This is a genomic window from uncultured Muribaculum sp. (assembly GCF_910583865.1).
GTDB lineage: Bacteria > Bacteroidota > Bacteroidia > Bacteroidales > Muribaculaceae > Muribaculum.
Window position 1 is genome coordinate 1 of sequence record NZ_CAJTYX010000033.1, and the last position, 12,152, is coordinate 12,152.

At 53.5% G+C, this 12,152-nt stretch carries 13 protein-coding genes; all 13 read left to right on the plus strand.

Annotated features, from left to right (window positions below; genetic code table 11):
* The first annotated feature begins 137 nt into the window (after positions 1–137).
* The 13 genes from QZ303_RS07970 (at position 138) to QZ303_RS08030 (ending at position 12,131) form a co-directional block, all read left to right on the plus strand.
* The gene (locus QZ303_RS07970; RefSeq protein WP_295731460.1) at positions 138–602 is read left to right on the plus strand and encodes a Fur family transcriptional regulator; all 465 of its coding nucleotides are present in this window, start codon (positions 138–140) and stop codon (positions 600–602) included.
* Between the two features lie 23 nt (positions 603–625).
* Complete coding sequence (locus QZ303_RS07975) at positions 626–1,894, plus strand: adenylosuccinate synthase (RefSeq protein WP_295731462.1); 1,269 nt, start codon at positions 626–628, stop codon at positions 1,892–1,894.
* Positions 1,895–1,913: 19 nt separating this feature from the next.
* The gene (locus QZ303_RS07980; RefSeq protein ID WP_295731464.1) at positions 1,914–3,161 is read left to right on the plus strand and encodes a DUF1015 domain-containing protein; all 1,248 of its coding nucleotides are present in this window, start codon (positions 1,914–1,916) and stop codon (positions 3,159–3,161) included.
* Positions 3,161–3,589 (plus strand): SoxR reducing system RseC family protein, encoded by a 429-nt coding sequence (locus QZ303_RS07985; RefSeq protein ID WP_295731466.1) that lies wholly within the window; start codon positions 3,161–3,163, stop codon positions 3,587–3,589. The genes QZ303_RS07980 and QZ303_RS07985 overlap by 1 nt, the downstream gene beginning before the upstream one ends.
* 46 nt (positions 3,590–3,635) lie before the next feature.
* The gene (locus tag QZ303_RS07990) at positions 3,636–4,523 is read left to right on the plus strand and encodes an RnfABCDGE type electron transport complex subunit B (RefSeq protein ID WP_295731468.1); all 888 of its coding nucleotides are present in this window, start codon (positions 3,636–3,638) and stop codon (positions 4,521–4,523) included.
* A gap of 27 nt (positions 4,524–4,550) precedes the next feature.
* Positions 4,551–5,912, plus strand: a complete 1,362-nt coding sequence (gene rsxC, locus QZ303_RS07995; protein ID WP_295731470.1) for an electron transport complex subunit RsxC — start codon at positions 4,551–4,553, stop codon at positions 5,910–5,912.
* A gap of 13 nt (positions 5,913–5,925) precedes the next feature.
* Positions 5,926–6,879 (plus strand): RnfABCDGE type electron transport complex subunit D, encoded by a 954-nt coding sequence (locus tag QZ303_RS08000; RefSeq protein ID WP_295731472.1) that lies wholly within the window; start codon positions 5,926–5,928, stop codon positions 6,877–6,879.
* A gap of 26 nt (positions 6,880–6,905) precedes the next feature.
* The gene (locus QZ303_RS08005) at positions 6,906–7,541 is read left to right on the plus strand and encodes an RnfABCDGE type electron transport complex subunit G (RefSeq protein ID WP_295731474.1); all 636 of its coding nucleotides are present in this window, start codon (positions 6,906–6,908) and stop codon (positions 7,539–7,541) included.
* A gap of 12 nt (positions 7,542–7,553) precedes the next feature.
* Entirely contained in the window at positions 7,554–8,141 is a 588-nt protein-coding gene (locus QZ303_RS08010; protein WP_295731476.1) for an RnfABCDGE type electron transport complex subunit E, read from the plus strand.
* A gap of 5 nt (positions 8,142–8,146) precedes the next feature.
* A complete protein-coding gene (gene rsxA, locus QZ303_RS08015) occupies positions 8,147–8,728 on the plus strand; it encodes an electron transport complex subunit RsxA (RefSeq protein WP_295731479.1) in 582 nt (193 codons plus the stop codon).
* Positions 8,729–8,791: 63 nt separating this feature from the next.
* Positions 8,792–10,219 carry an endo-polygalacturonase gene (locus QZ303_RS08020; RefSeq protein ID WP_295731481.1) on the plus strand — a complete coding sequence of 476 codons (1,428 nt, stop codon included), beginning with the start codon at positions 8,792–8,794 and terminating at the stop codon, positions 10,217–10,219.
* Positions 10,220–10,403: 184 nt separating this feature from the next.
* Positions 10,404–11,132 carry a porin family protein gene (locus QZ303_RS08025; RefSeq protein ID WP_295731484.1) on the plus strand — a complete coding sequence of 243 codons (729 nt, stop codon included), beginning with the start codon at positions 10,404–10,406 and terminating at the stop codon, positions 11,130–11,132.
* Positions 11,133–11,159: 27 nt separating this feature from the next.
* Positions 11,160–12,131: a type IX secretion system membrane protein PorP/SprF gene (locus tag QZ303_RS08030; RefSeq protein WP_295731486.1), complete on the plus strand. Its 972-nt coding sequence runs from the start codon at positions 11,160–11,162 to the stop codon at positions 12,129–12,131.
* The last annotated feature ends 21 nt before the right edge of the window (positions 12,132–12,152 follow it).

Below are 12,152 nucleotides of genomic sequence, written 5' to 3' on the forward strand. Positions count from 1 at the left end.
AAAACGTTTTCTTCCGGCTAATCGCTAATTTTGCAGTTGCCAGTTGAGAGTAGGGCGTCTCTCCTAACCCTCAACGCATTACTTTATTTTCCATTTCTTGCCATAGTCTCGCGAATTTTGAGTATCTTTGCATCGCAATGGTCGACGACAAGACACGAAATGCGGCGCATGCGGCATTAACGGGCTATCTCTCAGCCAAGAACTTGCGACGCACACCCGAGCGCTTCGCCATACTCGACAAAGTGTGTGACATGGCGCATCATTTCGACATCGACGAGCTATACGGAGCGATAGAGGCCGACGGCTACCATGTGAGCCGAGCCACCATCTACAACACTATCGACCTGCTTGCCGATGCCGCTATAGTGCGTTGCCATCGTTTCGGATCCCAACCGGCGCAATATGAGCTTACCGGCATATCCAACCATCTCCACTTGATATGTTCCCAATGTGGAAAAGTCAAAGAAGTGAAGGATCAGGAGCTCACGGCGTTTATCGACGGCAGGAACTATTCGGCGTTCCACGCATCGTATTTCCGTCTGTACATCCATGGCACATGTACGGCATGCGCTTGGCGCAACCGTAGAAAGAAGAAGAAATAAACCAACGAAGAAATATAGCGAAAATGAAAGTTGACGTATTGCTCGGCCTCCAGTGGGGCGACGAAGGTAAAGGCAAGGTTGTTGACGTGCTCACACCGGCCTACGACGTAGTGGCCAGATTCCAAGGTGGGCCAAACGCCGGTCACACTCTTGAGTTCGAAGGTAAGAAATATGTGCTCCGTTCCATCCCCTCTGGTGTATTCCAGCATGGACAGACCAATATCATCGGCAACGGCGTCGTACTGGATCCGGTGCTGTTCCGTGAGGAAGCCGAAGCTCTCGAAAAAAGCGGAGTGGATCTGCACAAGGTGCTGAAACTATCCAAGAAAATTCATCTGATCCTTCCCACCCACCGTCTGCTCGACGCAGCCAACGAACGCGCAAAAGGTGGCGCAAAAATCGGCACCACAGGCAAAGGCATAGGCCCTACCTACACCGACAAAGTGAGCCGCAACGGCCTGCGTCTCGGTGACATATTCCACAACTTCGACAAGAAGTATGAAGCGGCCCGCGACCGCCATGTGGCCATGCTGCGCTCGATGGGAGAAGAGCCGGAATTCACCGACATGGAGAAGAAATGGCTCAACGCCATCGACTACCTGCGCACTTTCGACATAATCGACAGTGAGCATTACATCAACCATTGCCTCGACGAAGGCAAGAGCGTGCTCTGCGAAGGCGCGCAGGGCACCATGCTCGACGTGGATTTCGGCAGCTATCCATTTGTCACATCATCCAACACCATATGCGCCGGCGCATGTGCCGGACTCGGCGTAGCGCCGCGCAAGATTGGAGACGTCTACGGCATATTCAAGGCCTACTGCACCCGTGTCGGGGCAGGCCCGTTCCCTACCGAGCTGTTCGACGAGACAGGCAAGCTTATCCGCGACCTCGGCCACGAATACGGCGCCGTGACAGGACGCGAGCGCCGCTGCGGATGGATTGACCTTGTGGCGCTGAAATATGCCATAATGATCAACGGAGTGAACAAACTCATCATGATGAAGAGCGACGTGCTCGACGGGTTTGACGAAATAAAGGCATGTGTGGCCTATGAAGTCAACGGGAAGCGTGTCGAAGAGTTTCCATTCTCTATTGAGGAAGATGAAATCACTCCCGTCTATGTCACGTTGCCCGGATGGAAAACCGACATGACAGCAATGCGCTCCGAGGAGGAATTCCCCAAAACGTTCAACGACTATATATTATTCCTCGAAAAAGAGTTGCGCACACCTATCGTAATCGTATCGATCGGCCCGGACCGCGAGCAGACCATAGTACGAAAGAAATAATCGACCACACATCTGTATAATGGCCAAGATAAAACCATTCCGCGGCATACGCCCGCCACGAGAAATTGTCACCGAAGTGGTGTCGCGACCCTACGACGTACTTAACTCTGAAGAGGCACGCGCCGAGGCCGGTGACAACGAGAAATCGCTTTACCATATCATCAAGCCTGAAATAGACTTCGCACCCAGCACCGACGAACATGCTCCAGAGATCTACGACCGCGCGGTAGCCAACTTCAACGCGTTCCAACAGAAGGGCTGGTTGGTGCAGGACGAAGACGAACACTACTACATCTACGCCCAGACGATGAACGGCCGCACACAATACGGATTCGTCATCGCCGCCAACGTCGAGGACTACATGCAGGAGCGTATAAAGAAGCACGAGCTGACGCGCCGCGACAAGGAGGAGGACCGCATGAAGCATGTGCGTGTCAACAATGCCAACATCGAGCCGGTATTCTTCGCATTTCCTGACAATGATGAGCTTCAGAATATAATCGACCGTGTGACAGCGGGAAAACCGGAATATGACTTCACCACCTCCGACGGATTCGGACATCACTTCTGGGTAATCGACGACCGTGCCACTATCGACCGTGTCACCGAACTTTTCGCAGCAATCCCCGCCCTCTACATAGCCGACGGACACCATCGCACGGCTGCCGCAGCACTCGTAGGAAACGAGAAAGCACAGAACAACCCCAACCACACAGGCACAGAGGAGTACAATTATTTCCTTGCCGTAGCGTTTCCCGCCTCACATCTCAACATTATCGACTACAACCGCGTGGTGCGCGACCTCAACGGCCTGACTCCTGAGGCATTTCTGAAAGCCCTGGAAAAAGACTTCGTCGTTGAGTATAAAGGTGTGGAGGAATATCGTCCTGCCTCGCTACACGATTTCTCCATCTACCTCGAAGGCCGATGGTATGCCCTCAGTCCGCGTGAAGGACGCTATGACGACAACGACCCCATCGGCGCACTCGACGTGACGATATCGAGCGACCTGATCCTGCGTGACATCCTCGGCATCCACGACCTGCGCTCAGACAAGCGCATCGACTTCGTCGGCGGCATACGTGGTCTCGGCGAACTGAAACGTCGCGTAGATTCGGGTGAGATGAAGGTGGCGCTAGCTCTCTATCCCGTGTCAATGGAGCAGCTGATGCGCATAGCCGACACAGGCAATATCATGCCGCCCAAGACCACCTGGTTTGAACCGAAACTCCGCTCGGGACTGATAATCCACAAACTCGACGACTGATGGAGTATGCGCTGCGCCATCATGGCATAATAACCCACGTCGGCCATCGGAAGCTCTCTGTAAAGATAGCTTCCGATACCGATTGTGCCGGATGTGCAGTAAAATCCATATGCAACCCGGTAAAGAAAAAATCCGGCTCTGTCGTGATAGAAGCCTCCATTCCTGATGATACGCCAACGGAAAAGTTCAACGTAGGCGAAAAGGTAAGCATAGCCATCACCACCTCCGGACGAATGCGTGCCGTAGGATTATCAGTCGCTGTGCCATGCCTGCTGCTCCTGCTCTGTACGCTGTCGGCAATAGGCCTCGGCATGTCACAACCGACGGCTGCCGCATCGGGACTGACTGCTGTAATGGCATACTATCTCATCCTCTATCTCCTCCGTAGACATATCTTTGCCAATCCACGATGGATTGTCACGGAATGACAACCTTACCATGACATTCGGCCACCTTTACAACTAATATCCAAATATGTCCATATTCAGTGCTATTATCGTGCTTGGAGGGATAGGATTGCTCAGTGCAGCCATCCTCTATATCGTCTCCAAGCGATTTTATGTCAAAGAAGATCCGCGCATTGCCATCATAGAGGAGTTGCTGCCAGGGGCCAATTGCGGAAGTTGCGGACGTTCGGGATGCCACGACTTCGCATGCGCATGCGCGTCGGCCACCGCTCTCGACAACCTCGTTTGCCCCGGGGCAGGTGACGAGGCTATGAAAAAAATAGCCGACATCGTAGGTCTTGCACCCACGGAGGCAAAACCGCAAGTGGCAATCCTCAAATGCTACGGGACTTGCGAGAACCGTCCGGTTACCGCCCGATATAACGGGCCGGCGTCATGCGCAATGCTCCAATCGACCGGCGTCGGAACCACATCATGCCCGTTCGGATGTCTCGGATGCGGCGACTGTGTGAAAGCTTGCCGCTTCAATGCCATGCACATGGATCCGGTGACGGGACTACCAGCCATCGATCCGGAAAAGTGCACGGGCTGCGGAGCATGTGCCAACGCTTGCCCGCGCCGAATAATTGAAATCCGCGACAAAGGGCCGCGAGGCATGCGTGTGTGGGTGGCGTGCTCCAACAGAGAGAAAGGCGCGGTGGCCAGAAAAGAGTGTACGGCGGCATGCATCGGATGCGGAAAATGTATGAAAGCATGTCCGCACGACGCAGTGACAGTCAGTGACAATCTTGCTTACATCGACCCTGCAAAATGCAAACTGTGCCGTAAATGCGTGCTCGCATGCCCCACCGGAGCCATCCACGACGAGGGCTTCCCTATATCGACGCCCGACATGGCGGCCATTGCCGAAAGCAAACGTCGCGAGGCAGAAGCAAAGAAGGCAAACAGCAACTAATCAAAAGGAGTAGAAAACTTATCACACATGCGTACATTCCATATAGGCGGAGTACATCCGCCGGAAAACAAGATAACAGCATCAGCTCGAATTATAGATGTTGAGCTACCTCGAGAGGTGACGCTGACATACGGCCAGCACATTGGCGCTCCTGCGAAATGCGAGCTGAACAAGGGCGATCACGTGGATCGTGGCGATATAATTGCCGTCGCTTCCGGATTCGTTTCGGCAAACGTCCACACGCCAATCTCAGGCACTGTAGTCAAAATCGATAAAATCAAAGCACCCAACGGAATGCCATGCGATGCCGTGACAATAGCGGCCACCGATGATGACCACGAAAAAGACCTCGCGGCAATCGCCGACCGCAAGCCGTTGCGTACAGAACCCGAAATTGCCTCTCTCGATGCGAAGAAGATAATCGAGATCATCGACCATACCGGCATTGTCGGACTGGGAGGCGCGACTTTCCCGACAAAGGTAAAATTGTCACCACCTCCGGGCATGAAAGCCGACATAGTGATAATCAATGCCGTGGAGTGCGAGCCATATCTCACCAACGACCATGCGCTGATGCTCGAATGTCCCGACGAGATACTCGAAGGAGTAAGGCTTCTTATGCGTGCAGCCGGAGTCGACCGTGCCACAATTGGAGTCGAGGCCAACAAGAAGAATGCGATAGAACTGCTGCGCAGCCGCATATCATCGCTCGGGATAGAAGGAATATCCGTAATGGAACTTGAAGTCAAATATCCGCAAGGAGGCGAAAAGCAACTCATCCAAGCATTGACCGGTAAAGAAGTGCCATCCGGAGCACTACCGATAGCTACGGGAGCTATAGTGCAGAATGTCGCTACAGCCTATGCGGTCTATGACGCCGTGCGGTTCGGCCAACCTCTGATCGACCGTGTCGTGACCATTACCGGGCCGTCGGTCGAACGTCCGGGAAATTACCGTGCAGCCATAGGCATTTCCATTGAAAAACTCATCGAAATGGCGGGAGGAGTGCCCTCCGACACCGGAAAAATAGTATTGGGAGGCCCTATGATGGGAAAATCCATAGTCAATATCGACGCACCCACCACCAAAGGTGTCTCAGGCATACTGATGCTCCCGGAGAACATGTCGGAACGCGGGAAAACAGAACCGTGCATCCGTTGCGCGAAATGCGTGTCGGCATGTCCGATGGGACTTGAACCATATCTCCTCGCCACCTTGTCGCGCCTCGGGGAATGGGAGGAGGTCGAGAAAGAGAAAGTGATGAACTGCATGGAATGCGGATGCTGCAGCTTCACATGCCCGTCATCACGCCCCATCCTCGACTTCATACGCTTGGGTAAACAAACTGTAGGCGCGGCAATCCGTGCACGCCAAAGCCAGAAAAAGTAATCCATAAACACTCATGAACCAGATACTCACAATATCGGCATCCCCACATCTCCACACACGCCAGACCGTAGCGTCATGCATGTGGCATGTGGTGATAGCCCTTCTTCCGGCTTTGGCCGCGTCACTCTACTTCTTCGGGGTCGGAGCAGCAATCGTGGTAGTCACGGCTGTAGCCGGATGTGCCGCGTTTGAATACGCTATCAACCGGTGGATGTTGCACCGCCCGTCGACACTGCTCAACGGAAGCGCCATACTCACAGGGCTACTGCTCGCATTCAACCTACCGTCGAACCTGCCCGTATGGATCGTGCTTATAGGCTGTCTCGTGGCCATAGGTATAGGCAAGATGGCATTCGGCGGACTGGGCTGCAACATCTGGAATCCGGCCCTTGTGGGACGAGTATTCCTGCTTATATCGTTTCCCGTTCAGATGACCTCTTGGCCTCTCCCGATAGTGAATAGATGGGTCTATGCCGATGCGACCACCGGAGCCACCACACTCGGCCTGCTGAAAATGGGTGGCGACACCTCGACAATCGACCTTTGGCAGAGCGCGACTGGCGCCATGGGCGGATCGCTCGGAGAAGTAAGTGCAATAGCCCTCATAATCGGTGTCGTCTACCTTTTGGTCATGCGCGTCATATCGTGGCACATACCTGTAGCGGTTGTCGGCAGCGTGGCTATCTTCACGCTCTGCATCGGAGGCAACATCGGCCTTGAACTGCTGTCGGGCGGCCTGCTTCTCGGAGCGTTCTTCATGGCTACGGATTATGTCACATCCCCCATGTCACACAAAGGGATGCTCCTCTACGGCGTGATGATAGGTGTCATCACCGTCATCATACGGCGCTGGGGCGCATATCCCGAAGGAATGTCGTTCGCGATACTGCTCGCCAACAGCTTCGTGCCGCTCATCAACCGCTATGTCAAGCCGCGCAAGTTCGGAGAAAGGAGGGTCGGAAAATGAAAAAATTATCTTCAACACTAACCAACATGGCACTTTCGCTGGGGATAATCACCATCGGCGCCTCAGCTCTGCTGGCATGGGTCAACAGCCTCACAGCCGGCCCGATTGAAGAGGCGCGTCAGAAGAGTGAGATTGATGCCATCAAGTCAGTGACACCACCCTTCGACAATAATCCGCGCGCGGAGGCATGGGATTGGATACCGGAAACTGATACCGTACCATTCATCGTCTACCCCGCAATGGAGAACGGCGCATTTGTAGGAGCCGCTGTCAACGGGTATTCCAAGAACGGTTTCGGCGGAGAAATCAAGGTGATGTACGGCTTCGACAGCACCGGGGCAGTGACCGGATATCAGGTGCTGTCACACGCCGAGACACCCGGTCTGGGAGCAAAGATGCAGGAATGGTTCAGCATGGACGCCGGCAACCGCAGCGTGCTCGGCAAGGATCCGGCTCAGACAGCCATGTATGTGTCAAAAGATGCCGGAGGTGCCATCGATGGAATCACTGCCGCTACCATCACATCCCGTGCATTCCTTGAGACGCTTCGAAACTGTTACAAGGCATTTGAAGCATATAAAGTGGATCACGGCTATGCCTCTGACGTCAACAGGACTGCCGGAGACGCCACAACAGGCGCCACTTCCCATCATCAATCATAAAAGCGAGTAACCATGAATAAATTACGCATAATCTACAACGGTATTGTCAACGAGAATCCGACATTCGTGCTACTCCTTGGCATGTGCCCTACTCTCGGCACTACCGGCTCCGCGATGACAGGCATGTCGATGGGCCTCGCCACGATGGGGGTGCTCATATGCTCCAATGTAGCCATTTCGGCTATCAAGTCGTTAGTCCCCGACAGGGTACGCATCCCTGCATACATAGTGGTGATCGCGACATTCGTGACCCTGCTACAGATGTTCATGGCGGCATACCTCCCTGCGCTCAACGCGTCGCTCGGCATATTCATCCCGCTCATAGTCGTCAATTGCATACTGCTCGGTCGTGCCGAGGCATTCGCGTCGCGCCACACCGTGGCCGACTCATGCATGGATGGAATCGGCATCGGACTCGGATTCACCGTGGCGCTCACGCTCCTCGGAGCCGTACGTGAAATCCTCGGCACAGGTACCGTATTCGGACTGAGGCTATTTCCCGAGACGTTCGGGTCGCTTGTGTTCGTGCTTGCTCCCGGCGCATTCATCGCTCTCGGATTTCTGATCGCACTTATCAATTACATTAGAAAACGTTCTTGACCATCATGCTTACATACCTATCGATAATAGTGACTGCGATATTCGTCAACAATATCGTTTTCGCCCAGTTTCTCGGCATATGTCCGTTTCTCGGTGTATCGAAGAAGCTCAGTTCGGCGCTCGGAATGGGTGCTGCGGTTACGTTCGTGATGACACTGGCCACATGCGTGACATGGCTCGTGCAATACGGCATACTCGAACCATGGGGTCTCGGCTATATGCAGACCATCGTTTTCATCCTCGTGATTGCGGCGCTCGTGCAGATGCTCGAAATCATCATTAAAAAGATAGCTCCGGGACTTTATCAGGCACTCGGGGTGTTCCTCCCGCTAATCACCACCAATTGCGCCGTACTCGGTGTGGCTATCCTCGTAATCCAGAAAGGCATGAATCTCGGCGAATCGATGGTTTATGCAGTGGCTACGGCAATCGGATTCACGTTGGCGCTTGTGGTATTCGCAGGCATCCGCGAACAGTTGCGCATGGTCGATGTGCCGGCTCCTATGCGCGGCATACCCATAGCGCTCATATGTGCCGGCATGCTCGCCATGGCTTTCATGGGATTTTCGGGCATATCGGTCGGCTGACCGACAGAGTTACGTAAGAACGGCGGTTGCCGCGTATTTCACAATGTAACATATCACAACATTATGAAATACGCGGCAATCTCTTTATCTATGCTATTGGCTGCCTCCACTGCCGATGCCGAACTCGTAAGCTATCCGGCCCCCGCAGAGGCGCGGCTCAATGAATCATTTTCGGTGGCTGTGCGCCAAGACGGCGCAGCATGGACACCTGTACCTGTCTACAACGTGAAAGTCGACAAGGTAAACGGCACAGGCCATAAAGTGGTCGATACGTCGATGGCCTATTTCGATATGGACGGGATGACCGAAGTGCGCGTCGTCAGCCACAACAAGCGTGTGGAGAATGCACGCGTGCGTCCCGGCTCACGAGGTATCTCATGTACCCTGTCGGGCGACACGATAACATTCTCAATCGACCGGCCCGAGCTGCTTTCCGTGGAAGTCAATGGCGACATATTCGACAATCTGCAACTGTTTGCCAATCCAATCGACCGGACAGCACCCACACCGAAACAACTCAAGAAACTCCGTAAAAACAAAAACTATATCTATTTCGGCCCGGGCTACCACAAGATTGACACACTAAAGGTAAGCTCGGGACAAGAAGTCTACATAGCCGGAGGCGCGTTGGTCGACGGAGTGATAGAAGTGGAAGATGCCGACGGCGCACGCGTGCATGGACGCGGCATGGTCTATCCCCACCGCAAGATGGGACTGGCCGTGCGCAACAGCCGCAACGTAGAGGTAGAAGGCCTGTTTTCCACGCAATGTGCCGTGGGAGGCAGCGACAGCGTGAAGATAGAGAATGTGAAAGTGATGAGCTACTACGGCTGGGGCGACGGCTTCAACGTGTTTGCAAGCAACAATGTGCACTATGACCACATATTCGCACGCACATCCGACGACTGTACTACAATCTACGCCACCCGCAAGGGATTCACCGGGGGATGCCGCAACATCGTCACCGAGAACTCCGTGCTATGGGCCGACGTGGCCCATCCCTTCATGATCGGGCTACATGGCAACGTAGAACATCCCGACGTAATCGAGGATTGCATATACCGCAACATCGACGTGCTCGACATGCAGGAAAAACAGATAGACTATCAAGGAGTGTTCGCAATCGTGGCCGGAGACAACAATACGGTGCGTCGCATCACATTCGAGGACATTCGCGTCGACAATTTCCGGCAAGGCAAGCTTTTTGACATCCGTATCGCCTGGAACAAGAAATACTGCGGTGCTCCAGGCATGGCTATCGAGGACATCACATTCAACGACATAATCTACAACGGCGACCGTTCCGAACTCTCACTGATAATCGGATACGATGACACTCGCATGGTGCGAGGCGTCCACTTCAACAATCTCGTGATCAACGGCGAGAAAATCCACGACAAGATGCCGGGCAAGCCAGGATGGTACAAGACCGCCGACATGGGCCGCATTTTCATAGGTGAACACACCGCCGACATCACTTTCTCTGAGTGACATTCTAGACGCTCCAAGTGAGCGGCATACCGTAACCCACACCGTATTCCTCCGTAAACTGTCTACAAGCACAGGCTACGGAGGAATATCTATATCATAAAATCTCGAACGGACAAATAACATATGGCTTTTAGGCATAGTCCCATACAATAATGACTGCCAAGGCGGCGTTATCTATCAATAGATGCAAACACGTCGTCACATATTATATATAATAGGCATAGCTCTCATTGCGGCGATGAGTATTCCCGCAACAGCACAGCGCAATGACAAGGTGCTCAACAGGCCTTACTCAGATTTGAGGCGCTGGCATATGGGATTCTCTGTCGGACTGTTCGCGCCCTCCCTGGCATTCACCCACAACGGATTTGTAAGCGAAGCGGGTGAGACATGGTTCGTGGAGCAGCCGTCGTATTCCCCGGGATTCTGCGTCAACGGGCTTTTCGACTTTCGGCTAAACGATTATTTCAGCCTGCGGTTCACTCCGGGCATGTATTTCGGCAACCGCACAGTTAAGATGCGCGACAGCAATAGCGGTGCCATAGAGCAGCAGGACATAAAGTCGACCTATATAGTAATGCCTCTCGACATAAAGTACAACGCCCTGCGCCTCCACAACGTGCGCCCATACATGCTCGCGGGAGTGATGCCGACATTCGACGTGGCCAAGCGCCGCAACCGCGATCTGTTGCAACTTAAGCCTTCCGACTTCATGCTGTCGATAGGATTCGGATGCGACCTCTATCTCCCCTACTTCAAGTTCGTACCGGAGATAAAGTTCTGTTTCGGGCTCACTGACCAACTCAAGCGCGACCGTCCCGACCTCGATGACGACCCTGACCGCCTCAAATTTACTCAGTCGCTCTCAAAAGTGAGGCAACAGATGGTAGTGCTCACGTTTTATTTCGAATAGGCCTCAATGATTCGAAAGCTTATCATCATGATGTCAAGAAGATGCGTGGCAGCGCTGATGCTGTTGGCCATGCTCACTGTTGATGCCTCGGCGCAGGTCGATGCCGGTTTCACCCAGTACTTCGAAGTGCCATCCTACTACAATCCGGCTGCCATAGGACTTACCGACTATCTGCGGATACGCGGAGGCTCGCGCCTGCAATGGATGGGAATTCCAAAAGCTCCAAAGACATTTCTTGCCAATGCCGACATGCCCGTGAAGCTGTTCGGCAAAAGAATCGGGGTTGGCATGGTCATGCAGCAGGAGAGCATGGGGCTCTACAACAATCTCACCCTTGGAGTGATGGGCGCCTATAAATTCAAACTGCTGAAAGGAGAGATGTCGGTCGGACTCCGCGTGGGTCTCTTCGACGAATCATTCAAAGGCTCGGAAGTGGTGCTTCCCGACGACAATGACTACCATCAGGGAGCAGACGATGCCATACCCACCACCGACGTCCACGGAACGGCTTTCGACATAAGCCTCGGGGCATATTACCGCCACAGGTTGTTCTGGGCAGGCGTTTCCGCAACCCACATCAACCAGCCCACGGTGAAGATGTCGACCGACGGAACGGAAGCCAAGCAGTATGAGTTCAAGGCCGGATGCGGATTCTATTTCATGGCAGGTGGCAATATTCCGATAAAAAACACGTTATTTGAAGTGCAGCCATCGATGCTGGTAAAGACCGACTTTACCTTCACCACGGCGGAAATAACCGCCAGGTTGCTCTATAACCGGTTCATCTACGGAGGACTTGCCTACCGCTACAACGATGCCGTATCGCTCCTGCTTGGAGCCTACTACAAGAACTTCTTCGTAGGCTACAGCTACGACTATCCCACGACAGACATAGCAAAAGCAAGCAGCGGCAGCCACGAGATATGGCTCGGCTATAGCCTAAAACTCGACCTCGGAGAGAAGAACAAGCATAGGCACAAAAGCATACGAATAATGTAACTTCATGTTTATGAACAAAAT

Coding starts and splice junctions, on each gene's coding strand:
- QZ303_RS08020 (WP_295731481.1), top strand. CDS start 8,792: ATGAAATACGCGGCAATCTCTTTATCTATGCTATTGGCTGCCTCCACT.
- QZ303_RS08005 (WP_295731474.1), top strand. CDS start 6,906: ATGGCACTTTCGCTGGGGATAATCACCATCGGCGCCTCAGCTCTGCTG.
- QZ303_RS08010 (WP_295731476.1), top strand. CDS start 7,554: ATGAATAAATTACGCATAATCTACAACGGTATTGTCAACGAGAATCCG.
- QZ303_RS08000 (WP_295731472.1), top strand. CDS start 5,926: ATGAACCAGATACTCACAATATCGGCATCCCCACATCTCCACACACGC.
- QZ303_RS07975 (WP_295731462.1), top strand. CDS start 626: ATGAAAGTTGACGTATTGCTCGGCCTCCAGTGGGGCGACGAAGGTAAA.
- QZ303_RS07970 (WP_295731460.1), top strand. CDS start 138: ATGGTCGACGACAAGACACGAAATGCGGCGCATGCGGCATTAACGGGC.
- QZ303_RS08025 (WP_295731484.1), top strand. CDS start 10,404: ATGCAAACACGTCGTCACATATTATATATAATAGGCATAGCTCTCATT.
- QZ303_RS08030 (WP_295731486.1), top strand. CDS start 11,160: ATGATGTCAAGAAGATGCGTGGCAGCGCTGATGCTGTTGGCCATGCTC.
- rsxA (WP_295731479.1), top strand. CDS start 8,147: ATGCTTACATACCTATCGATAATAGTGACTGCGATATTCGTCAACAAT.
- QZ303_RS07990 (WP_295731468.1), top strand. CDS start 3,636: ATGTCCATATTCAGTGCTATTATCGTGCTTGGAGGGATAGGATTGCTC.
- QZ303_RS07980 (WP_295731464.1), top strand. CDS start 1,914: ATGGCCAAGATAAAACCATTCCGCGGCATACGCCCGCCACGAGAAATT.
- rsxC (WP_295731470.1), top strand. CDS start 4,551: ATGCGTACATTCCATATAGGCGGAGTACATCCGCCGGAAAACAAGATA.
- QZ303_RS07985 (WP_295731466.1), top strand. CDS start 3,161: ATGGAGTATGCGCTGCGCCATCATGGCATAATAACCCACGTCGGCCAT.